Source organism: Pseudomonas sp. ME-P-057, assembly GCF_030208975.1.
Classification (GTDB): Bacteria; Pseudomonadota; Gammaproteobacteria; order Pseudomonadales; family Pseudomonadaceae; genus Aquipseudomonas; species Aquipseudomonas lutea.
The window spans coordinates 155,353-178,958 of sequence record NZ_JARVSX010000001.1 but is presented as its reverse complement, the minus strand read 5'-3'; the positions used below and the strand labels follow the sequence as shown (position 1 = coordinate 178,958).

Below are 23,606 nucleotides of genomic sequence, written 5' to 3'. Positions count from 1 at the left end.
TTGGTCCAGCATAAGCCTCAAGCCTAGTATCAGCGGCGTTCCGGCTCAGTCCGTGCCCATCTTGAGACGTTCTCTATCATGTCCTCCGCTGCATCATTTCGCATCGAAAAAGACTTGCTTGGCATTCTCGAAGTCCCCGCTGAAGCGTATTACGGCATCCAGACCCTGCGCGCAGTGCATAACTTCCGCCTGTCTGGCGTTCCGCTTTCGCATTACCCGAAGCTGGTCGTAGCGCTGGCGATGGTCAAGCAGGCTGCAGCAGACGCAAACCATCAACTCGGGCACTTGAGCGCCGACAAGCACGCGGGCATCAGCGAAGCGTGCGCACGGCTGATCCGTGGCGATTTTCATGACCAGTTCGTCGTGGACATGATCCAGGGTGGCGCCGGTACGTCCACCAACATGAACGCCAACGAAGTCATCGCCAACATCGCCCTGGAGTCGATGGGCCACGCCAAGGGTGAATACAACTATTTGCACCCCAACAACGACGTGAACATGGCCCAGTCCACCAACGACGCCTACCCGACGGCCATCCGCCTGGGCCTGCTCCTGGGCCACGACTCGTTGCTCGCCAGCCTCAATAGCCTCATTCAGGCATTCGCAGCCAAAGGCCACGAGTTCAATCATGTACTTAAGATGGGCCGAACCCAGCTGCAAGACGCCGTTCCGATGACCTTGGGTCAGGAGTTCCGCGCCTTCGCCACGACGTTGACCGAAGACCTCAACCGCCTGCGCACTCTGGCGCCCGAGCTGCTGACCGAAGTCAACCTGGGAGGTACCGCGATCGGTACCGGCATCAACGCCGACCCGGGCTATCAGCACCTCGCCGTGCAACGCCTTGCGACCATCAGCGGCCAGCCGCTGGTACCGGCCGCCGACCTGATCGAAGCGACGTCAGACATGGGCGCTTTCGTGCTGTTCTCCGGCATGCTCAAGCGCACTGCAGTCAAGTTGTCGAAGATTTGCAACGACCTGCGCCTGCTCTCCAGCGGCCCGCGCACCGGGATCAACGAAATCAATCTTCCTGCGCGTCAGCCGGGCAGCTCGATCATGCCGGGCAAGGTCAATCCGGTGATCCCGGAGGCGGTAAACATGTGCGCCTTCGAAATCATGGGCAATGACCTGGCACTGACCATTGCCGCCGAAGGCGGACAGCTGCAGCTGAACGTGATGGAGCCACTGATCGCTTACAAGATCTTCGACTCGATCCGCTTGCTGCAACGGGCCATGGACATGCTGCGCGAGCATTGCATCGTCGGCATCACGGCCAACGAAGTGCGCTGCCGCGAGTTGGTCGAGCACTCCATCGGCCTCGTCACTGCGCTGAACCCTTACATCGGTTACGAAAACGCCACCCGCATTGCCCGCGTCGCCCTCGAAACAGGCCGCGGTGTGCTGGAGCTGGTGCGTGAAGAGGGCTTGCTTGATGACGTCATGCTGGCGGACATCCTGCGACCCGAGAACATGATTGCGCCAAGACTCGTGCCTTTGAAGGCTTGATCTCCGGCCCCTGCGTCAATTGCATCAGGATCACCAGGCTGAGGGTCTAGACACCCCTCACCCTTTTGAGGGCCGGAAGCACATGCTTCCAGGCCCTTTTTTTTGCCTGCGTTACGTCGGCTTGCAACAAACCGGATAAAGACTCCAATAACGCGCACCGGTATAGTGCGCACCCTCTAAGAAAGCGAGGAAACACCAATGCTTGAAGTCATCAACGACTTCCTCTCGGGAAAAGTACTGATCGTGCTCATTGTAGGGCTCGGTGGATATTTCACCATTCGCTCGCGTTTCGTTCAGTTCCGTCACTTCTTTCACATGTTTTCAGTGTTCCGCGACAGCCTGCGCAGCAGCGCGGGGCAACTGAGCTCATTTCAAGCCCTGATGCTGAGCCTCGCCGGGCGCGTGGGTGCCGGTAATATCGCAGGCGTCGGTATTGCTGTGACCCTGGGTGGGCCCGGTGCCGTGTTCTGGATGTGGGTCACCGCTCTGGTCGGCATGGCCAGCAGCTTTTTTGAATGCTCCCTCGGCCAACTCTACAAACGCTGCGACGCCGAAGGCCAATACCGCGGTGGCCCCTCGTATTACATTCAGCACGGCCTGGGCAAGCGCTGGCTGGGGATGATCATGGCGGTGTTGCTGCTGGTGACGTTCGGTTTCGCCTTCAACGGCCTGCAATCCCACGCCGTGACTCACTCGCTCAACGATGCGTTCAAGGTTTCGCCGGGCTATGCCGGTGTTGGCCTGGCAATTCTGCTGGGGCTGGTATTCGTCGGTGGCATCAAACGCATCGCTGCAGTGGCCGACCTGCTGGTGCCAATCAAAACGCTGGTTTACATTGCGGTCACGCTGTACGTCATCGGCGTCCAGTTCGAACACGTGCCGCACATGCTGATGACCATCGTCAAAAGCGCGTTCGGTATGGATGAAGTGTTTGGCGGGCTAATCGGCAGCGCCATCGTGATGGGCGTAAAACGCGGCGTCTTCGCCAACGAAGCCGGTCTGGGCAGCGCGCCAAACGTGGCAGCCGTTGCGCACGTTGAGCATCCCGTTGCACAGGGCGTCGTCCAGGCGTTCAGCGTGTTCCTCGATACCTTCGTCATCTGCACCTGCACCGCCCTGCTGATCCTGCTGTCCGGGTTCTATACCCCGGGTTTCGAGGGCGACGGCATTGCCCTGACGCAGAACTCTCTGGCCGCCGTTGTGGGTGACTGGGGCAAGTTGTTCATCAGCGTGGCACTGGCACTGTTCGTGTTCACCTCGATTCTCTACAACTACTATCTGGGTGAAAACAGCCTGCGCTTCCTGCTGGGCGAAAACCGCAAAGCGATTTTCGGCTACCGTGTGCTGGTGCTCGCGCTCATTCTATGGGGTGCGGTCGAAGACCTGGGGACGGTGTTCGCGTTTGCCGACATCACTATGACCCTGCTGGCGTTCGTTAACCTGATCGCGTTGGCGATGCTGTTCAAAATCGCGCTGCGGGTATTGAACGACTACGATGCTCAGCGTAAAGCCGGCATCAAGACGCCAGTGTTCGACTCCAGCCAGTTCCCTGACCTGGATTTGGACCTGCAGGCCTGGCCCAAGCCTGGTACCGCTCAGCCTGCGGCAACCGCTACAGCGATCAATGGCAAGCCCGTCGTAGACGCGTCTTGATTATTTGAACGTCGATCTCGGGGAGACAGGCATGAACAGCGTAAACCACGTATCCGCCAGCCATGTGATGGTCTTGTATACCGGTGGAACCATCGGGATGCAGGCCAGCGAAAACGGTCTTGCCCCTGCTTCCGGCTTTGAAGCCCGAATGGCTGCGCAACTCACTGCACAGCCGAATGTGCACGTACCGCAGTGGACATTCCGTGAAATGTCTCCCTTGATCGACAGCGCCAATATGACCCCTGCCTATTGGCAGCGTTTGCGCGAAGCGGTGGTCGATGCCGTCGATATCGCCGGGTGCGACGGGGTGCTGGTTCTGCACGGCACCGACACGCTGGCGTACAGCGCAGCGGCCATGAGCTTTCAGCTGTCGGGCTTGCATGCGCCTGTGGTTTTCACAGGGTCCATGCTGCCCGCGGGCGTACCCGACAGCGATGCCTGGGAAAACGTCAACGGCGCTCTGCAGGCGCTTGGAAGTGGGCTTGCGCCTGGCGTGCATCTGTATTTCCACGGCGAACTGCTGGAGCCGACGCGTTGCGCCAAGATTCGAAGCTTTGGCCGTAATCCATTTGCTGCGCTCAACCGCGCTCGCGGCGGCAAGGTGGCACCGGCTCTGCCCGCTGCTCTCGATTATCGCCAGCCAAGGGATCTGGCGAATGTTGCCGTCCTGCCACTGTTCCCCGGCATTGGCGCGGCACAGCTCGACGGTTTGATCGACAGCGGCATACAGGGTCTGGTGCTGGAGTGCTTCGGCAACGGTACAGGCCCCAGCGATAACGCCGATTTTCTCGCCAGCCTGCAACGGGCGCGGCAGCAAGGCGTCGTCGTGGTCGCTATCACCCAGTGCCACGAAGGCGGCGTAGAGCTGGATGTTTATGAGGCTGGCAGCCGGTTGCGCAGTGTCGGCGTGCTGTCAGGGGGTGGCATGACCCGTGAAGCGGCTTTCGGCAAGCTGCACGCGCTGCTCGGCACCGGACTGGATGGGGATGAAGTGCGCCGTTGGGTCGAGCTCGATATCTGTGGGGAGTTGCGCTAAGGGCTCAGCTCTCGGGTGGACTCGAGTGGCGCTCCCGCAGAGCCGTATCAATCCTTGATGCGGCTCATGCCAACGGTTACTCGCTTATTACGGATGAACAGCCTCAACCGGCCGCTTTTCTATCGCGTCCTGCAGCATCGAGTTCAGATTGCCCGAGATGTTTTCGCACAGCGCTTTCATCTGGATCTCATGCTCGGAGGCCTTGAAAGGGCTTTGCAGGTCGGTGCCGATCTTCTCGATGGCCAGCAGCATGAAACCGACCACGGTCGATGCCAACGGCGTGAACCATCCCAGCGTTTCCACCAGCCCGATAGGGACGATGATGCAAAACAGCGTGATGAACAGGCGCGGGAACGTCACGTAAGGATAGGGCAACGGCGTATTGGCGATACGCTCCATCCCGCCCTGGTTATTGGACAACTCCACCAAGGTCGCCTCCAGCCGCTCCAGCCGGATGCTGTCCAGACGCCCCGCCTTGTACTCCTGCGCAATGATCGCCGCAGATTCATTAAGGATCGCGTTGGGGAAGTTATTGGTGCGCGTACGCCGCTCATACTCTTCGCGGGAAATCATGGCGGTGACGTGTTCGCCACAATCGTTGCCCTTCAGATGAGCTGACAGGCATTCAACATAGGCGACGTGCCGGCGCAAGAGTGCTGCCTTGACCGGGTTCAGCCCGTCCCCGTCATCAATGAATGTCAGCACTTGTCGTGCGAAGCTGCGTGAGTTGTTGACCAGCGCTCCCCACAACGTGCGCGCCTCCCACCACCGGTTGTAAGCACTGGTGTTACGGAAGCTGGTGAGCACGACCAGCGCAGAACCCAGCAGGGTCAGGGGCATGGACGGCAAGGTGATCTTGCGATCCAGAAAAAGCATGAAGTCGACAGTGACGACCACGTCCCAAATCAAAAGCCAGAACAGAGACCAACCAATGTAGGTAAACGTCCTGATCATGGCGCGGTACTTCTTGATGATCATTTCCTGCAAGAGCCACCTCCATCGCAATACGTTGAATCAGTCGGCAAAGGCTCGACCCAAAGCTTCGAATGCGTCTGGGCAAGTTCGTTCGTTGCTGGAGCAGGCTATATGTAACCAGATAATCGCGGAAGCTGAATCGCTTCTCCACCGGATCGCCTGACAGATTGTTCATGGAACGATCACAGCCTTCAGGGGCTCAACACCTATCTGGATGTTTCAGCTACCCGTCACGAGGAGAATGTTAATGAGCTCGTCTGCCAACTCTCACTCCACCGAACGATCCGCCGCCGCGCGTCCCTTCACGCCGCACAACGACCGCGACCAACTGACCATCAACACGATTCGTACCTTGGCCATGGATGCGGTGCAAAAAGCCAATTCTGGCCACCCCGGTACGCCCATGGCGTTGGCCCCGGTCGGCTACACGCTGTGGAAAGACTTCCTCCGTTATCACCCTGAGCATCCCGACTGGCCGAACCGCGACCGCTTCGTGCTATCGGTCGGTCACGCGTCGATGCTGCTGTATTCGTTGCTGCACCTGGCCGGCGTGATCGAGATCGATGAGCATGGGAAACCGTCGGGCAAGCCGGCCGTGAGCGTTGAGGACATCAAGCAGTTTCGCCAGATGGACTCCAAGACCCCGGGCCACCCTGAATACCGCATGACCACTGGAGTGGAGACCACGACCGGCCCGCTGGGGCAAGGTTGCGCAAACAGCGTGGGCATGGCCATGGGCGAGCGCTGGCTGGGCGAGCACTTCAACAAGCCGGATGCGACCCTGTTCGACTACAACGTTTACGTCCTGTGCGGCGATGGCGACATGATGGAAGGTGTGACGGCGGAGGCGGCATCGATTGCCGGGCACCTCAAGCTGTCGAATCTGTGCTGGATCTACGACAACAACACCATCAGCATCGAGGGCCACACTGAACTCGCCTACAGCGATGACGTGCAGAAACGCTTCGAAGGGTACGGCTGGAAAACCCTCCACGTGAAAGACGCCAACGATGCCGCCGCCCTGGCGAATGCACTTCAAACCTTTCAGCAAACCCAAGACGCGCCAACGCTGATCGTGGTCGACAGCATCATTGGCTTCGGCTCGCCCAACAAACACAACACCGCAGCTGCACACGGCGAGCCCCTGGGCGATGACGAAATCAAGCTGACGAAAAAGGCTTACGGCTGGGATGAAAACAGCAGCTTCCTGGTGCCGGAAGACGCTCGCCACCGCCTGCGCGACGCGCTGTTGGAACGTAGCGGCAGCGAGTATGACGCCTGGCTTGCTACCTACAAGCAATTCGAGAAGGACCAGCCTGAGCTTGCGGATCAGCTCAAGCGCATGCGTGCCGGTGAAATGCCAGAAGGCTGGCAAGACAAACAAATGACTTTTGAAGCGGACGCAAAAGGCATCGCCTCCCGGGCGTCTGGCGGGAAGGTGCTGAATGCCTTCGCGGAACAAATTCCGTGGCTTATCGGCGGCTCGGCGGACCTTTCGCCCTCGACCAAGACGAACCTGACGTTTGATGGAGCGGGCAGCTTCGAAGCAGGCAATTACGGCGGGCGTAACCTGCATTTCGGTATTCGCGAACATGCCATGGGCTCCATCGCAAACGGCTTGGCGCTGTCCTATATCCGCCCCTACACCTCGACGTTTCTGGTGTTCAGCGACTACATGAAGCCGCCCATTCGTTTGGCGTCGATCATGGAATTGCCGGTAGTGTTTGTCTTCACCCATGACTCCATCGGCGTGGGAGAAGACGGTCCGACGCACCAGCCCATTGAGCAGTTGACCCAACTGCGGGCTACTCCAGGTGTGCTGACAATCCGTCCGGGTGATGCCAATGAAACGGCGCAGGCCTGGAAAGTCGCACTGGCCCAGACCAGCAGACCTTCCTGTCTGGTGCTGTCGCGTCAGCCATTGCCAACGCTCGATCGCTCGAAATACGCCAGCGCCGAGGGCCTTACCAAGGGCGCTTATGTGCTTGCCGATGCGGTCGCCGGGAAGGTGGACGTTATCCTGATTGCTACCGGCAGCGAAGTCGGCATGACCGTCGAAGCATTCGAGACGCTCAAGGCGCAGGGCATTGCCGCACGGGTCGTGTCCATGCCGAGCTGGGAGCTGTTTGAAGATCAGGACAAGGCCTATCGTGACAGCGTGCTGCCACCTTCTGTCACCGCACGAGTAGTGGTAGAGCAAGCAGGCCCTGTGGGCTGGGATCGCTATGTCGGTCAGACCGGCGCCAAAGTCGTGATGAACACCTTCGGGGCATCCGCTCCGATCGACAAGCTGCAAGCGAAGTACGGTTTTACTGCGCAGAACATCGCCAAAGTGGCGAAAGAGCAACTGGCCGGTTAAACGCAGCGCCGATGCGCTTGCTTGGGGGCAAGGAGTGTCTGGCCTGAAAATGACCAGACGCTCAGCGCCGCAAGCAAGCGCGGCTTCATCTCTGCTGCTGGTTTGATCAGCACCCTGTCAAAACAGTGGGGCGCCGCTCGCCTTCGAAGAAGAACGGGCGGATGCGCACACCCACCGCGTTGCCGGCAAAGGCAGCGATCAGCCACAACCATCCATGCACGCTACCCGAGGCAATACCGCTGAAGTAGGCGCCGATGTTACAGCCGTACGCCAGCCGCGAACCGTAACCCAGCAACAAACCGCCAATGACAGCGGCGGCCAGCGAGCGCGTCGGTATTTTCAAACTTGGGGCGAATCGTCCTGCAAGGCCTGCTGCCAATGCGGCACCCAGCATGATGCCGATGTCCATGACCGTGGTGATGTCTTCCCAGACTGGCGCTGCCAATGCCTTGGCGTTCGCCGGCATCTGCCAGAACGGCCAACTCGCCACATCAACACCCAGACCACCGGCCACTTTTGCACCCCAGAGTGCGAACGCTGCGGTAATACCCCATGGCCGACCGGCCAGCGCCAACGTGGCGTAGTTGAGCAGCGCGAGTGCCACGGCTCCCCACACCAGAGGCCACGGACCTCGGAAAAAGCGCCGCACACCAACGTGTTCGCTCGTGACAGCAGCTTCCAGATCGCCATGCCGACGCTTTTCAAGCCTGACGGTGACCCAGGCGATAGTTGCAAACAGCGCCAGGCTGATAAGCAATGCGGGGATTACCCCAAAGCTTTTCACGATGGACGTCGCCGGAAACGATGGCAACGAGAACCACCAGTCGACGTGGTGAGTCGCGATCAGCGAACCGATGATGAAGAACAGCAAGGTCACGAGCATCCGCGCGTTTCCCCCACCGACGGTAAACAGCGTGCCGGATGCGCAGCCGCCACCCATTTGCATGCCGATGCCGAAGATGAACGCGCCGAAGACAACAGACACTCCCGCCGGGGCGACCAGACCGGTCACCGGCGTTCCAAACAAGGTGCCCGCACCCAGCGCGGGGAAGAACAATACGACCGCAATCGCCAGCATCACCATCTGCGCGCGCAAACCGGCGCCGCGGCGCTCATTGATAAACACCCGCCATGCGGACGTGAAACCAAAGGCAGCGTGGTAAAGCGTCAGACCCAGCGCTGCGCCTACGATCAGCAACAACACTTGCCTGCCGCCCACGGCGGATTGTAGAAACAGTGCACCAACCACCAACAAAAAGAAGGCGATCAACGGCGCGCCCAGCTTGCGCTGCGGCGCCAGGGATAGAGGAAGGCTCATGAGGTATCTCGGAAGAAGGATTGCAATGCGGGCGATTATACGCCGGTGCCAGCCTGATAACGTGCCATCTATCTTCCCGTGCCTCATCGCGATCCCGTTGGCCATACCCCACGCAGTCGCATTAACGCTGATGCGATATCTGGCTCCGGTACCGCCGCAAACCCAAGCACCAGGCCCGCTCTCTGATCCATAGGCATAGCAGAGTCGGGCAACCAGTAATCGCTGAGTGGGTTGATCTCGACGTCCACACTTTCCGCGAGCGTTATTAGGTGTCGCTCCCGCGCTACGCTGTCCACCTTTACCGCAACGTGCAGCCCCGCGACGGGAATCGGCATCTGGCCGCATCCCGCAAGATCGCTTGGCCAGGCGGCGAGCAGCGCATTGCGCCTGCTGAGCGAAGCGCGGCGCATACGGCGAATATGCCGCTGAAAGTGTCCGGCCGCGATGAACTCAGCCATGACCGCCTGTGTGGCAACCTCTGAATGCCGCATATCGACCGCACGGCGCCGGCTAAAAGGCTCGACCAGCTCCCGCGGGAGCACCAGGTAGCCCAGACGTAACGCAGGGAATGCGACCTTGCCGAAGGTGCCCACATAAAGAACACGCCCATGCTTATCGAGAGCGGCCAAGGGTGCAAGTGGCGCGCCGCTGTAACGGTATTCTCCGTCATAGTCATCCTCAACGATCCAGCCACCCGTGCGCGCCGCCCATGCCAGTAATTCCAGACGGCGGCTCAGGCTCATCGTGACCCCCGTCGGGTATTGGTGCGAAGGCGTGACGTAAGCAAGCGTGCAATTGGTGCCATCAAGCTCCCGGCAGCACATGCCTTCATTATCGACGGAGACTCCACGCAACGTGGCGCCCGCTATACCAAACGCATGGCCCGCAGCGCGATACCCCGGATTTTCAACTGCCACCGCATCGCCCGGCGTCAACAGCAGCTGTGCACAAAGGGTAATCGCCTGCTGCGCGCCGCTGGTGATCACTATTTGCTCAGCCGAGCAGTGCAACCCGCGAGAGGTTTTGAGATAAACCGCAATCAGCTCCCGTAAAGACCTCTCTCCTGCAGGGTCTCCGTAACCTAATCGATGAAGATCAGGCCGGCGCCAAAAAGCCGCTTGCAGCTTGCCCCACACCGCAAACGGGAATAAATCAACGGCCGGCAATCCAACACGAAACGCCCTTGGAGCGCCCGTTTTCACCGCGCTTAGATGGTGGAGATTCAGCCGCTCAATTCCGGGCTTGTGGATAAATGCATTATCCGAATCGGCCGCTGAAAACGGTCTGATTGTGGATAAACCTGTGTGTAAGCTTGTGGTTAACCCTGTGGACAACTGTGTGGATAGAATCTTTCCATCCTTCGCACCCTTGTGAAGTTGCGCCACATACGTGCCATCACCGACTCGGCCCTCAATGAACCCCTCGGCGAGTAACTGATCGTAGGCGCGCATGACGCTATTGCGCGATATACCCAGCGCCGACGCCAGATCACGACTGGCAGGCAGGCGCATGCCGCTGTCCAGCCTGCCATCCAGCACCCGCTGGCGCAGTTGCTGATACAGCTGGCGGCTCAAGCCCTGCCTGGGGTCGAGTTGAATACCGGCGAAGTCGAACGCAAGGGAAAGAGCGGGCGTTGGCATTAATTGGTCCTACTTAATGGACGGGTAATGGTCCTTTTATCTGACCAATAGCGTGCCTAGTATTGAGCCAGCCGCCAAGGAAAAGCTTATGTACCTACCTGCTCATTTCAAAGAAAACGAATTGCCCGTTCTGCACGCCCAGATAGAAGGCTCGCGGCTGGCCCTGGTCGTGACTTCAGGGTCGCAAGGGTTGCAAGCCAGCCATTTGCCTTTGCTTCTGCGTCCTGATGAGGGGGATAACGGAACGTTGTATGGGCACTTCGCAAAGGCCAACCCTCAGTGGCGGGATGTGCAGGAAGGCACTGAGGTTATGGTGATCTTCAGCGGCGCCGATGCGTATATCAGCCCTTCGTTCTACCCGGCCAAAGCCGAGCACGGCAAAGTGGTGCCGACCTGGAATTACCTGGCGGTGCACGCCTATGGTCAGGCTGAAGTGTTCACCGATCACGAGCGGTTGTTGCGAATTGTCAGCGGGCTCACCGAAAAACATGAAGCCAGCCGCGCCGAGCCATGGGCCGTCAGTGACGCGCCCGCTGATTACATCGAAAAGATGCTCAACGGAATTGTCGGCTTCGCACTCCCCATTGCCCGGCTGGAAGGCAAGCGCAAGCTCAACCAGAACCGCAGCGCCGAAGACATTGCCGGCGTCAGCAAAGGGCTGGCGCAGAGCCCAACCCCCTCCGATCAACACATCGCTCAATTGATGAGCCAAGGAACGCCGCGTGTCTGACCTCGATATCCGCCCTATAACCGCTGATGATCACGACGTCTGGCTGCCCTTGTGGACGGCCTACCTGAGCTTCTACAAAACGACGCTGCCGGAGACGGTCAGCCAGACTACCTGGCAGCGCTTTCTGGATGGCAACGAACCCACCCATGCTGCTCTTGCCTGGCAGGACGGCAAAGCGGTGGGCATGGTGCATTTCATCTATCACCGTTCAAACTGGAGCATCAGCAATGCGTGCTACTTACAGGATCTGCTGGTCGCGCCGGACCAGCGCGGCACGGGCGTCGGCCGCAGGCTGATCGAGTACGTGTACGCAACGGCCAAGCGGGACGGTGCCGACAAGGTTCACTGGCTCACCCACGAAACCAACGCCACCGCCATTCAGCTCTATGAGCGTATCGCTGAGCGCCCGGGCTTCATCCAATTTCGCAAACCGCTGTAGCACCAGGAATTCTCGACATGTCGGACCTCAACCATTGGCAATCCGCCAAACTGCCTGACACTCGCACGCTGCAAGGGCGCTTTGTTCGCCTGGAAAAACTGAGCGCCGCCCGCCATGGCGATGGGTTATGGGAAACACTGGAAGGTCCGACAGCTGACCCCAGGCTGTGGGATTACTTGTTCGTAGGGCCGTTTCCTGAGCGCAACGCATTCGATGACTATCTCGCAGGGTTGGAAGGCTCGGTAGACCCTTGGTTCTATACCGTCGTCGATCAACAGACGGGCAACATCGACGGCTTTCTTGCCCTGATGTCCATTGTCCCGAGCGCAGGCCGCATTGAGATTGGTCATGTAACCTTTGGAGCTTCCATGCAACGCACGCCCAAAGCGACGGAGGCGGTTTATCTGTTGGCCAGGGAATCCTTTGCGCTGGGCAATCGCCGGCTGGAGTGGAAGTGCAACGCCGACAACGCCCGCTCCAAGCGCGCGGCAGAGCGCTTCGGCTTCACGTTCGAGGGGGCGTTCCGCCAGCATGCAGTCTCCAAGGGACAGAACCGAAACACCGCGTGGTATTCAATCATCGACAGCGAGTGGCCAGAGGTGGAGCGGGCATTCGACGCATGGCTGGGTGTGGATAACTTCGACAACGGCCAGCAGGTGAGGAAGCTGGAAGAGCTGCGTGGCCAGCCCCTGACTGAGTAGGAAACGTCCGAAAACGCTGCGTGACTCTCACAGGCACAAAAAGCTCAGGCTATCGTCAAGCGTGTTCACAGGAAGTGGACACCCTAACCATTCAAGGAAGACGACATGCAAACCCTTAATGCCCAGAAAACCCCTGAAAACCCATGGCGCGTACCGGCTCCCGTCCTTAGCAGCGGTAAATACGGAAGCGTGATCGTTGATCGAGGATTGCTCAAGAAAGCCGTCGCCGGTTCCAACGGTCACTATCTTTTCGCCGATAATGCGGTCGGCGTGCAGTCGTTGGCGATTGTCGGCACGGCGGTGCAGGTCATTGAATTCCTGCTAAACCACCAAACGCGCGGTGTCGAATCGACGATCAAAAGCCTCCCGCACCTCTACATGGGCATCAGCCCATACACACCAAAAGCCCGATTCTCGGGGGTATTTCCCGCCAACGAGCTGCTTTCAAGCGTCGCCGACTTTTTGGGCAAATTGATCCCCGCACCGGATTGGTCAACACTTATCGGCGCGCCTGATCAGCTCGCCACACTCCAGAAAGCCTTCGACGGCCTGACTTCTGCGGAAAAGGCCAAGGGCACCTTGCTCTACGTCAAGCTCAGCTACATGCAGGAAGAGAAAATGATCTTGATCGGCAGAGGCAAGGCTACGTTCAAAGACATCCTGCATGCCTTTCAGAAAAGCTATAAAAAATGACTGCCGCTGGTAACCCAGAGTAGATACAAAGCAAAAAAAAGAGGAGCCACGAGAGCTCCCCCAGAGGTAACTGTTCAGCCTGTCGCGTCTGTGCGCGGCAGGCTGTTGTTCTTCAGCGAAAGGTCAGCCTTCAATCTCGACCAAAATTTCGCCCGGGTTCACGCGATCACCCTTGGCCACATGAATCGCCACAACCTTGCCGGCAACCGCTGCCTGCACTTCGGTTTCCATCTTCATCGCTTCGGTAATCAGCACAGCCTGTCCCGCACGCACGCTGTCGCCTTCTTTCACCAGCACGTCAACAATATTGCCTGGCATGGTCGTGCTCACATGCCCCGGTTTGCTGGCTTGAGCACGCTTGCCGATGCCCGTGCCGACGAATTCGTTGAGCGGCTCGAACACCACTTCTTCCGGCATGCCGTCGATGGACAGATAAAAGTGACGCTTGCCCTCGGCTTTGACGCCCACACCGGTGATGTCGACGCGGTAGCTTTCGCCGTGGACGTCGATCACGAACTCAGTCGGTACGCCCTCGCCGCCCGCCTTGGTCACCGCGCCCGGCTCGGGGATGGGCAGCAACGGCTCTGGGGCCAGGGTGCCTGCGGCGCGTTCTTCGAGAAACTTGCGCCCGATATCCGGGAACATGGCATACGTCAGCACGTCTTCTTCGGTGGCGGCCAATGCACCGATCTCGCCGCGCAGCTTAGTCATCTCCGGCTTGAGCAGATCGGCAGGGCGCACATCGATCAGCTCTTCATTGCCGATGGCCTGCCGACGCAGCGTCTCGTCCACTTGCCCCGGCGCCTTGCCATACCCTCCGGTGAGATAAAGCTTCACTTCATTGGTGATGGTTTTATAACGTTCTCCTGCCAGCACGTTGAAAAACGCCTGGGTACCGACGATCTGCGAAGTCGGGGTCACCAGGGGCGGGTAACCCAGGTCTTTGCGCACACGTGGAATTTCCGCCAGCACTTCAGCCATGCGGTTCAATGCGCCCTGCTCTTTGAGCTGGTTGGCGAGGTTGGAAATCATGCCTCCCGGCACCTGGTTGACTTGCACCCTGGTGTCGACCGCAGTGAATTCGCTCTCGAACTGGTGATACTTCTTTCGCACGGCGTAGAAGTACAAGCCGATTTCCTGCAGCAGTTCCAGATCCAGGCCGGTGTCGAACTCGCTCCCTTTGAGCGCCGCCACCATGGATTCGGTGCCCGGGTGACTGGTGCCCCAGGCAAAACTGGAGATGGCGGTATCAATATGATCCGCACCGTTTTCCACTGCCTTGAGCTGGCACATCGCGGCCAGGCCTGCGGTGTCGTGAGAGTGAATGAACACCGGCAGCGATTGCTCGGCCTTCAGTGCCTTGACCAGCTCACCCGTCGCATACGGGGTCAGCAGACCCGCCATGTCTTTGATCGCGACAGAATCACAGCCCATCGCCTCCATCTCCTTGGCCTGCGCCACAAACGCGCCGATGGTGTGCACCGGGCTGGTGGTATAGGCAATGGTGCCCTGCGCGTGTTTGCCGGAAGCCTTCACTGCCTCAACCGCAACGCGCAGATTTCGCACGTCGTTCATCGCGTCGAAAATGCGGAAAACGTCAATCCCGTTCACTGCAGCCTTGGCGACGAATGCCTTGACGACGTCGTCGCTGTAATGGCGATACCCCAACAGATTCTGACCGCGAAGCAGCATTTGCAACCGCGTATTGGGCAGCGCAGCGCGCAACTGACGCAGGCGCTCCCATGGATCTTCTTTCAGGAAGCGCACGCAGGCATCGAACGTTGCACCACCCCACACTTCCAGCGACCAATAGCCGACCTTGTCGAGCTTGTCGCAGATCGGCAGCATGTCCTCGGTGCGCATACGGGTCGCCAGCAGGGACTGATGGGCGTCGCGCAGAATGGTGTCGGTGACATGGATCTTCTTGGTCATTTTTATCTCCTCAGAGCTGCAAGCGCCAAGCTGCAAGCCTTAAGCAAAAGCCGATCGCGCTCTTCCTTGCAGCTTGCCACTTGTCGCTTGCAGCTAACGTGTTCATAAGCCCGCATGGGCGGCAATGGCGGCGGCGATGGCCAGGGCGAGCTCTTCAGGCTTGCGCTTGATCGAGTAATTAGTCAGCTCGGGGTGGCTTTCAACAAAGCTGGTATTGAATTGCCCGCTGCGGAATTCCGGGTTGCGCAGGATCTCCTGGTAGTACGCGGCCGTGGTCTTAACGCCCTGCAAACGCATGTCATCGAGCGCCCGCAGGCCACGGTCCATCGCTTCCTCCCAGGTCAGCGCCCAGACAATCAGCTTCAGGCACATCGAGTCGTAATACGGTGGAATGGTGTAGCCGGTATAGATAGCCGTATCCGTTCGCACACCAGGGCCGCCCGGCGCGTAGTACCGGGTGATTTTGCCGAAGCTCGGCAGAAAACCGTTTTTCGGGTCCTCTGCGTTGATCCGGAACTGCAACGCGAAGCCGCGATGGATGATGTCTTCCTGTTTGACCGACAGCGGCAGCCCGGAGGCGATCCGAATCTGCTCGCGCACAATGTCGATCCCGGTGATTTCCTCAGTGATCGTGTGCTCGACCTGAACCCGGGTATTCATCTCCATGAAGTACACCTCGCCCTCGGCGAGCAGAAACTCCACGGTGCCGGCGTTCTCGTAGCCCACCGCCTTGGCTGCACGCACGGACAGATCGCCGATGTAGGCACGTTGCTCGGGTGTCAGTTGAGGGCTGGGGGCGATTTCGATGAGCTTCTGGTTGCGGCGTTGGATGGAACAGTCGCGCTCAAACAGATGCACGACGTTGCCAAAGCTGTCGCCGAGAATCTGCGCCTCGATGTGCTTGGGGTTGACGATGCACTTTTCGAGAAAGACTTCGGCCTTGCCAAACGCCTTGGTGGCCTCGGAAATAACCCGCGGAAATGCCTGCTCGAGTTCTTCCCGACTGTTGCAGCGACGAATGCCACGACCGCCCCCACCCGAGGTGGCCTTGAGCATGACCGGATAACCGATGCGGTCACCTTCAATCAACGCTTCAGCGATGTCTGCGACGTTACCTTCAGTGCCCGGGGTGACCGGGACGCCAGCCTTGATCATGCTGCGGCGGGCTTCGGTTTTATCCCCCATGCGCCGGATGACTTCAGCGGACGGGCCGATGAATTTAATCCCTCGCTCTGCGCAGATTTCTGCCAGCTCTGCGTTCTCCGATAAGAATCCATAGCCAGGGTGCAAAGCATCGCAGCCGGTTTCTACCGCGAGGTTCACCAACTTGCGCGGGTTCAAATAGCCTTCAAGCGGCTCCGAGCCGATGCCATAGGCTTCGTCCGCGCGCTTCACGTGGAGCGCATGCCGGTCGGCTTCCGAGTAGATCGCCACTGAGCGGATGCCCATCTCGGCGCAGGCGCGCACGATTCGGACCGCGATTTCCCCCCGGTTTGCGATCAGGATTTTTTTTATCACTGGAATTTCCTCGACCGATTAGCGGATGGACCAGAGGTCTGGCCCATGCCGCATGACATTCCGTTACCGCGTATTGCAATGCGGGTGAAGCCACCCTATGACGGATCAGCAATTAACAAAAGTGAGTAAAAATTGGGTGAACCATAAGTAAAACCTTATAGTTGCGAGTATTGCTCTGCCGAGAATGGGAAAAATATGCGTAAGTCATTGATGCGCATGACATTGCGCCAGCTGCGCATTTTCAACGAGGTGTGCGACCTACGCTCGTACAGCCGGGCCGCCGAAGAGATGTCGCTGACACAGCCGGCTGTGAGCCTACAGATTCGCCAGCTTGAGGAATGCGTGGGCCAGCCGCTATTTGAGTACGTGGGGAAGAAGCTCTATCTCACACAAGCGGCAGAGGCACTGCAACTGGCCAGCCGGGACATCTTCGGCCGGCTGGAAAATCTCGACATGCAACTGTCGGACATGCAGGGCTCGCTGCAGGGGCAACTTAAGCTGGCGATCGAATCCAGTGCCAAGTACTTCGTTCCCCACCTGTTCGCAGCATTCAAGCGCAGATTCCCGGAGGTGATGCTCAAGCTTACCGTCGTCAACCGGGCTCAAGTGATACGGCGCCTCTCGGACAACCGTGATGATCTAGTGGTGATGTCGATGGTCCCCCAGGACATGGGACTGGAATTCTTGCCCTTTCTGAACAACCCCATTGTCGCCGTGGCTCGTCCTGATCATCCGCTCACCTTGTCGCCGGGTCTCTCGCTGAAGGACCTTGAGGCGGCAACATTGGTGGTACGCGAACAGGGCTCGGGCACACGGAAAGCGTGCGAGGAGTACTTCAAGGAAAAGCGCATTCATTTCGAGCACACCCTGGAGGTGTCGTCGGCCGAGGCGCAGCGTGAATGCGTGGTGGCGGGGCTGGGCGTTGCGCTACTGACACGTCATGCGCTGAGCCTGGAATTGGCCACCGGCATGCTGATCGAGCTGCCAGTGGCCGAATTACCGCTGTATCGAAGTTGGTGCGTCGTACAAGCCCGGGATAAACGTCTGTCGCCGGTCGCTCATGCGTTCCTGGATTTCATCCGGACCGAGCGTACGCAGATCAGCGAGCTGGTCGCGCGCTTTGATGGCCACCTTCCGAAGCGCTAACGCCCTGCCAGAAATGAGCAGACGCGCCATCCAGGTAGTCGGAGAGTTCCTGGTTCAAACGGCGCTCTTCGGAGTGGCTCTCGATTGCACGCCGAAACGCCATGCGGCGCTGGTCTTCCTGCTGGCGGCGAGTCTTGCTGCTGGAGGTACTGTGCTGGTGCGAGTCATCGTAGTGCCGAGGCATATCCTGTCTCCCATTCGTGTGCGGGAGTACAGAGTGGCGTCGAGCGGTGACGATCAGGCGTCGGAAGCGTTACAGCTTGGTGAATGTTTCAACGCTGGGCAGGCGTTGACTCAGTCCTCGGACGACTTGATCGACTTGGGCGACAACCGCAGGCTGCGCAAGCTGCGCTTCACGCTTTTCAGGTGATTGACCAGGCTAGGCCCGCGCGCCATTGCCACGCCCATCGCCAGGACATCAATGACCACCAGATGCGCGATTCGCGAGGTGAGAGGCGTGTAGATTTCGGTGTCTTCGTGCACGTCAATCGCGAGGTTGACCGTGGACAACTCGGCCAGGGGCGTCTGGCTAGGGCACAGAGTGATCAGATTGGCGCCGCTTTCACGCACCAGATTGGCGGTGATCAGCAGGTCTTTCGAGCGCCCGGATTGCGAGATGCACACAGCAACGTCTGTGGGCTTGAGCGTGACCGCCGACATTGCCTGCATGTGCGGATCAGAGTAGGACGCTGCCGTCAGGAGTAACCGAAAGAACTTGTGCTGAGCGTCTGCGGCGACCGCGCCAGAGGCCCCGAACCCGTAGAACTCGACCCTGTGTGCGGCTGCCATTACCGTCACCGCCGCCTGCAGCGCATGAGGGTCGAGCTTCTCGCGTACTTCCATCAGCGTGTGCAGAGTGGTATCGAAAATCTTCAGGCTGTAATCAGCGACCGAGTCGTCTTCGTGAATGGCGAACTGGCCGAAGCTGGCACCAGCGGCAAGGCTCTGCGCAAGCTTGAGCTTCAGGTCCTGAAAACCGGTACAGCCAATAGCACGGCAAAAACGCACGATGGTCGGCTCGCTGATGCCGACTGCATGGGCCAGATCGGCCATGGAGCTGTGCATCACGGCCGCCGGATCGAGCAGCACGTGGTCGGCTACTTTCAACTCCGACTTGCGCAAGAGATGGCGTGACTGGGCGATGTGCTGCAACAGATTCAAAGGGCAGGACTCAAGTGAAGGATGGGCCGGGCTGTAGCTTTCTTGTAGTTATACTACATGACCTGCAAACCGCACAGCTAAACGATCTCGCCGAGGTTGGCCGATCCTGGTTGAGGGTCAGGTCGCTTTATAGTGTAGGGCTTTTCGTACGGGACTCCAGGCTTCAGTCAGCCGACTGCGCAGGATTTCACCCATGACGTCCGCCTCCACCGGCCGACTGATCAAGTAGCCTTGTACTTCATCGCAACCGTGGGTCCGCAAGAATTCCAGTTGCTCGCAGTCCTCCACACCTTCGGCCACCACCTTGAGGTCCAGACTGTGGGCCATCGCAATAATCGCCTTCGTAATGGCTGCGTCTTCGGCACCCTCATTCAAACCGCGGATAAAGGCCTGGTCGATCTTCACGTAGTGCACCGGGAAACGTTTCAGATAACTCAACGAGGAATAACCGGTGCCGAAGTCGTCGATGGCCAACTTCACGCCGAGGGCACGCAACTGCTGAAACGTGGTGATGATGTGCTCGACACTTTCAAGCAGCTGACTCTCGGTCAACTCAAGCTCGAGGTATTCGGGCGCAAGCCCTGTTTCTTCGAGCACCTGCCGCACCAGACTGACTAACTTGCCCTGGCGCATCTGATGCACCGACAGGTTGACCGACACCCTGATGGCAGCGAACCCTTTACGCTGCCATTCGCAGGCCTGATGACAGGCATTTCGCAGCACAAACTCTCCAATATTGGCGATCAACCCGGTCTCTTCGGCCAAGCCGATGAACTCCCCGGGAGAGATCAGACCACGCTCTGGGTGACGCCACCGCACCAGCGCTTCCGCTGAGTTCAGGCGTCCGCTGTGGAGCTCCAGCTTGGGCTGGTAAAAAACCTCCAGTTGCCCTTCTGCAATCGCTCGGCGCAGTTGAATTTCCAGCTCCAGCCGACCGGGGGTGTGGGCCTCAAGGCTGTCGCTGAAAAACTGAAAGTTATCGCCACCCAGATGCTTGGCGTGCTGCATTGCCATGTGTGCCTGGCTGACCAGCGCGGATATGTCCCGGGCGGAACCCGGCAGCAAAGCGATCCCTATGGAGGCGCTAACGACCAGTTCATGGCCCGAGACCGATACCGGCGAGCGCAGCTTGGCGAGCAGACGCGTCGTAATACGCGCCAGGGTGGTCAGGTTGCCGTGGCTGTCGAAGAGCACGGCGAACTCGTCTGCGGACAAGCGCGCCACCGTATCGGCCCCTGCCACTTGGGCATTCAGCCGACGGGCGACGAGGCGCAGCAATTGGTCGGCGATGTCGTGACCCAGGCTGGCGTTGAGCAACTTGAACCGATCCAGGTTGATATGCAGCAGGGCCAATGTGCGCCCACCCTGACGTGCCCGCTGATTGGCCTCACGCAATCGTTCGTTAAACAGTGCCCGGTTGGCCAGGCCCGTCAGCTCGTCGTAATGAGTCAGGTAGCGCGTGCGCTCTTCATATTGGCGCGTCAGCTCACGGTTGAGCTCGTCACTTCTGGCCTGGGCCTGCTGAAGGTGCTCGATCAGGGCGACGTTCTGGAATCGGCGGATCAAACCACGCTCGATCAATCGATTGACCTGACCGGCCACGACAATCAGCGCCAATAACAGGATCAATCCCAGCCATCCCCATCCGTGAAGGTGTGGGTCGCCTGCCAGGAACAGATAAACAATGGGCGGCAGCAGGCAGGGCAACGTGAAGGTCAGGAATGCGGGGATGCTCACCGCGTAGGCCACGCTGGCCGACAGCGTGGCTGCGCCGAGCAGGCCGAACAACCACGCTTGCTGAGCCAGGCTTGGCGCTGGCACCAACACGAGCGCAGCAGTGGACAGCGTGAAGCCACTTACACAGGCGCCAGCCAGAAACATTCGATTCCAGAGCGGCTGCGAGCGTCGCTCAAGCGACGCCGACCTGAATGCCGCAACCTGAAGCACGCGCAAGGACACCAGGACCGACAGCCATCCCAGCCACACGGCAACCAACACATATCGCTCCGGACTCCAGAGCAACCACGCGCAGAGCAAACCGTTGATGAACATGAAAAGCGTCGGCAGCAATGAGCCTTGATAGAGAAGACGGGTGCGCTCGACGGCAAGCTGGGTTGCAAACTGCCTGCTGATGACACGTCGTGTCGCCAGGGAGTCTGCCGGGGCTTCGGAGCTGGGGGTCATGGCGATTCTTATAATTGGTGGCCTTGAACGTTCGCGGAGGATACACAAGGGAGCGGCGAGACCAAACAGTCATCCTTGAAATCGGCGTACGGGCCGATACAACGCTCAACAGCATGACCGGCCAGCGTTAGGGTTTGCCCACGCCCTCACAGCACCCTAGAATGCCTCGATGCGCGATGATCTCTCTCTTCTGCTTAACTCCCTCAACGATGCCCAACGCCAGGCTGTAGCTGCCTCCGTGGGTCGTCAGTTGGTCCTGGCCGGCGCTGGTTCCGGCAAAACCCGTGTGCTGGTGCACCGTATCGCCTGGTTGATTCAGGTCGAGAACGCCTCGCCGCATTCGATTCTGTCGGTGACGTTCACCAACAAGGCCGCTGCCGAGATGCGCCATCGCATCGAACAGCTGATGGGCATCAACCCGGCCGGCATGTGGGTCGGCACGTTTCACGGCCTGGCCCATCGCCTGCTGCGGGCTCACTGGCAAGAAGCGGGTCTGAGCCAGAGCTTCCAGATCCTCGACAGCGACGACCAGCAGCGTCTGGTCAAACGGGTCATGCGCGAGCTGAATCTGGATGAGCAACGCTGGCCGGCACGGCAGGCACAGTGGTTTATCAACGGCCAGAAAGATGAAGGGCTGCGGCCAAAACATATTCAGGCGGGCGGCGATCTGTTCCTGGCCACCATGAAGTCGGTGTACGAGGCTTACGAGGCTGCCTGTCAGCGGGCCGGCGTAATCGACTTCTCGGAGCTGCTGCTGCGTGCGCTCGACCTGTGGCGCGACAACCCTGGTCTGCTTGCGCATTATCAGCGGCGTTTCCGTCACGTCCTGGTGGACGAATTTCAGGACACCAACGCCGTTCAGTATGCCTGGCTGCGTTTGCTCGCTCAGGGCGGCGACAGCCTGATGGTCGTCGGCGATGACGATCAGTCCATCTACGGTTGGCGCGGCGCAAAAATCGAGAATATTCACCAGTATTCCGATGACTTTCCCGACACCGAGACCATTCGCCTGGAGCAGAATTATCGCTCCACTGCGAGCATCCTGAAGGCGGCCAACGGTCTGATCGTCAACAACAGCGGCCGATTGGGCAAAGAGTTGTGGACGGACGTCGGCGACGGTGAGCTGATCAGCCTTTATGCCGCTTTCAACGAACATGATGAAGCGCGTTACGTGGTCGAGACCATCGAAAGCGCGATCAAGACCGGCCTCGCGCGCAGCGACATCGCCATTCTCTATCGCTCCAACGCCCAGTCGCGAGTGCTCGAAGAGGCGTTGCTGCGCGAGCGCATTCCATACCGTATTTACGGCGGCCAACGGTTCTTCGAGCGCGCCGAGATCAAAAACGCCATGGCGTATCTGCGCTTGCTGGACGGCCGCGGTAATGATTCAGCGCTGGAGCGGGTGATCAACGTGCCGCCCCGCGGAATCGGCGAAAAAACCGTCGAAGCGATTCGCGAGCATGCGCGTCACTCCCACGTGTCGATGTGGGAGGCGATGCGTTTGCTCGTCGCCAATAAAGGCTTGGCCGGTCGCGCAGCAGGCGCACTGGGCGCCTTTATCGAGCTCATTGAAAATCTCGCCGCCAAAGCTGCTGACATGCCACTGCACTTGATGACCCAGACGGTCATCGAACAGTCCGGCCTGATCACCTATCACAAGGAAGAGAAAGGCGAGAAAGGCCAGGCCCGGGTGGAAAACCTTGAGGAACTGGTCAGCGCTGCGCGCGCATTCGAGAACAGTGAAGAAGAGGAAGACCTGACGCCCCTGGCAGCCTTCCTGGGTCACGCTTCACTGGAGGCCGGTGACACCCAGGCCGATGAGCACGAAGACAGCATCCAGTTGATGACGCTCCACAGCGCCAAAGGCCTGGAGTTTCCATATGTGTTCCTGGTCGGCATGGAAGAAGGCCTGTTTCCGCACAAGATGAGCCTGGAAGAACCTGGTCGCCTTGAAGAGGAACGCCGTCTTGCATATGTGGGTATTACCCGGGCCATGCAGCACCTGGTAATGACTTACGCGGAGACCCGACGCCTGTATGGAAGCGAAACCTACAACAAGGTTTCGCGTTTCGTGCGCGAGGTGCCGCCCAACCTTATCCAGGAAGTGCGGCTGTCCAACAGCGTGACGCGTCCGTTCGGCGGCTCGAAGACGATGGCTCCGAGTCGCTTGTTCGACGGCGAAAACATCCCGCAGAGCCAGTTCTCGCTCGGTCAGCACGTGCAGCACGCTGTGTTCGGTGAGGGCGTTATCCTGAACTTCGAAGGTTCCGGGGCGCAGGCGCGGGTGCAGGTAAACTTTTCTGAAGGCAGCAAGTGGTTAATGCTGGGGTACGCAAAGCTGGAGCCCGTCTGATCGGCCTTTGATACAGCGTGCCGGGATCAGGGAAGTCTCTGGCACAGCTGCCTCGATTCGGGTGCGTCCGTCGGGACGTCGCCTCGGTGCTGCTCTTGCATTCCCACAACCGCCCCCCATCCTTCCTACAGAACTTTCTCCACCTGCCTACGACCCAAGTCGGATGGGCATGATGAAGCTCCACGCAAAAGCCGGAAACATATGGCTGCTGGTCATACCCACTTGTCCTGTGCAACATGGCGCGCGTGCAATCCACAAACGGGAA

18 protein-coding genes are annotated in these 23,606 nt (G+C 59.3%); 10 read left to right on the top strand and 8 right to left on the bottom strand.

The features are described 5' to 3' along the window. Positions 1 to 78: 78 nt before the first annotated feature. From QRN48_RS00810 to QRN48_RS00800, 3 genes are all read left to right on the top strand, one after another. Positions 79 to 1,503 (top strand): aspartate ammonia-lyase, encoded by a 1,425-nt coding sequence (locus tag QRN48_RS00810; RefSeq protein WP_191944184.1) that lies wholly within the window; start codon positions 79 to 81, stop codon positions 1,501 to 1,503. 198 nt (positions 1,504 to 1,701) lie between these two features. After that, complete coding sequence (locus QRN48_RS00805) at positions 1,702 to 3,156, top strand: alanine/glycine:cation symporter family protein (protein WP_191944185.1); 1,455 nt, start codon at positions 1,702 to 1,704, stop codon at positions 3,154 to 3,156. Positions 3,157 to 3,187: 31 nt separating this feature from the next. Further along, positions 3,188 to 4,192 (top strand): asparaginase, encoded by a 1,005-nt coding sequence (locus tag QRN48_RS00800; protein ID WP_285348382.1) that lies wholly within the window; start codon positions 3,188 to 3,190, stop codon positions 4,190 to 4,192. An 87-nt stretch (positions 4,193 to 4,279) separates the two neighbouring features. On the opposite strand, the gene QRN48_RS00795 is transcribed toward QRN48_RS00800, so the two are convergent. Next, complete coding sequence (locus tag QRN48_RS00795; protein WP_285348380.1) at positions 4,280 to 5,179, bottom strand: bestrophin family protein; 900 nt, start codon at positions 5,177 to 5,179, stop codon at positions 4,280 to 4,282. A 235-nt stretch (positions 5,180 to 5,414) separates the two neighbouring features. Here QRN48_RS00795 and tkt point away from each other — a divergent pair, with 235 nt between their 5' ends. After that, positions 5,415 to 7,526: a transketolase gene (gene tkt, locus QRN48_RS00790; RefSeq protein ID WP_191944187.1), complete on the top strand. Its 2,112-nt coding sequence runs from the start codon at positions 5,415 to 5,417 to the stop codon at positions 7,524 to 7,526. 106 nt (positions 7,527 to 7,632) lie between these two features. On the opposite strand, the gene QRN48_RS00785 is transcribed toward tkt, so the two are convergent. Together QRN48_RS00785 and pdxR are read right to left on the bottom strand one after the other, a co-directional pair. Further along, positions 7,633 to 8,844, bottom strand: a complete 1,212-nt coding sequence (locus QRN48_RS00785; protein WP_285348379.1) for a YeeE/YedE family protein — start codon at positions 8,842 to 8,844, stop codon at positions 7,633 to 7,635. 83 nt (positions 8,845 to 8,927) lie between these two features. Further along, positions 8,928 to 10,484, bottom strand: coding sequence for a MocR-like pyridoxine biosynthesis transcription factor PdxR (gene pdxR / locus QRN48_RS00780; protein ID WP_285348378.1), 1,557 nt, complete (start codon positions 10,482 to 10,484; stop codon positions 8,928 to 8,930). A gap of 88 nt (positions 10,485 to 10,572) precedes the next feature. Here pdxR and QRN48_RS00775 point away from each other — a divergent pair, with 88 nt between their 5' ends. From QRN48_RS00775 to QRN48_RS00760, 4 genes are all read left to right on the top strand, one after another. Further along, on the top strand, positions 10,573 to 11,214 hold the full coding sequence (locus QRN48_RS00775; protein WP_285348376.1) for an FMN-binding negative transcriptional regulator: 642 nt from the start codon (positions 10,573 to 10,575) through the stop codon (positions 11,212 to 11,214). Next, positions 11,207 to 11,653 carry a GNAT family N-acetyltransferase gene (locus QRN48_RS00770; protein ID WP_191944191.1) on the top strand — a complete coding sequence of 149 codons (447 nt, stop codon included), beginning with the start codon at positions 11,207 to 11,209 and terminating at the stop codon, positions 11,651 to 11,653. The genes QRN48_RS00775 and QRN48_RS00770 overlap by 8 nt, the downstream gene beginning before the upstream one ends. Positions 11,654 to 11,670: 17 nt before the next feature. Then, the gene (locus tag QRN48_RS00765) at positions 11,671 to 12,354 is read left to right on the top strand and encodes a GNAT family N-acetyltransferase (protein ID WP_285348374.1); all 684 of its coding nucleotides are present in this window, start codon (positions 11,671 to 11,673) and stop codon (positions 12,352 to 12,354) included. Between the two features lie 105 nt (positions 12,355 to 12,459). After that, a complete protein-coding gene (locus QRN48_RS00760) occupies positions 12,460 to 13,047 on the top strand; it encodes a hypothetical protein (RefSeq protein ID WP_191944193.1) in 588 nt (195 codons plus the stop codon). Positions 13,048 to 13,170: 123 nt separating this feature from the next. On the opposite strand, the gene oadA is transcribed toward QRN48_RS00760, so the two are convergent. Both oadA and QRN48_RS00750 read right to left on the bottom strand, forming a co-directional pair. Next, positions 13,171 to 14,979, bottom strand: a complete 1,809-nt coding sequence (gene oadA / locus QRN48_RS00755; RefSeq protein WP_191944194.1) for a sodium-extruding oxaloacetate decarboxylase subunit alpha — start codon at positions 14,977 to 14,979, stop codon at positions 13,171 to 13,173. Between the two features lie 102 nt (positions 14,980 to 15,081). Next, positions 15,082 to 16,497, bottom strand: a complete 1,416-nt coding sequence (locus tag QRN48_RS00750) for an acetyl-CoA carboxylase biotin carboxylase subunit (RefSeq protein ID WP_037016831.1) — start codon at positions 16,495 to 16,497, stop codon at positions 15,082 to 15,084. A gap of 195 nt (positions 16,498 to 16,692) precedes the next feature. Here QRN48_RS00750 and QRN48_RS00745 point away from each other — a divergent pair, with 195 nt between their 5' ends. Then, a complete protein-coding gene (locus QRN48_RS00745; protein WP_285348371.1) occupies positions 16,693 to 17,643 on the top strand; it encodes a LysR family transcriptional regulator in 951 nt (316 codons plus the stop codon). On the opposite strand, the gene QRN48_RS00740 is transcribed toward QRN48_RS00745, so the two are convergent. The 3 genes from QRN48_RS00740 to QRN48_RS00730 form a co-directional block, all read right to left on the bottom strand. Continuing rightward, positions 17,597 to 17,827: a PA3496 family putative envelope integrity protein gene (locus tag QRN48_RS00740; RefSeq protein ID WP_081955424.1), complete on the bottom strand. Its 231-nt coding sequence runs from the start codon at positions 17,825 to 17,827 to the stop codon at positions 17,597 to 17,599. The two genes, QRN48_RS00745 and QRN48_RS00740, sit on opposite strands and share 47 nt — an antisense overlap. A gap of 110 nt (positions 17,828 to 17,937) precedes the next feature. Continuing rightward, positions 17,938 to 18,804 carry a transcriptional regulator HexR gene (gene hexR / locus QRN48_RS00735; RefSeq protein ID WP_037016839.1) on the bottom strand — a complete coding sequence of 289 codons (867 nt, stop codon included), beginning with the start codon at positions 18,802 to 18,804 and terminating at the stop codon, positions 17,938 to 17,940. A gap of 117 nt (positions 18,805 to 18,921) precedes the next feature. Next, positions 18,922 to 20,988, bottom strand: coding sequence for a putative bifunctional diguanylate cyclase/phosphodiesterase (locus QRN48_RS00730; protein ID WP_285348368.1), 2,067 nt, complete (start codon positions 20,986 to 20,988; stop codon positions 18,922 to 18,924). A 169-nt stretch (positions 20,989 to 21,157) separates the two neighbouring features. On the opposite strand from QRN48_RS00730, the gene uvrD reads away from it, so the two are divergent. Continuing rightward, positions 21,158 to 23,341, top strand: a complete 2,184-nt coding sequence (uvrD, locus tag QRN48_RS00725) for a DNA helicase II (RefSeq protein WP_191944198.1) — start codon at positions 21,158 to 21,160, stop codon at positions 23,339 to 23,341. The last annotated feature ends 265 nt before the right edge of the window (positions 23,342 to 23,606 follow it).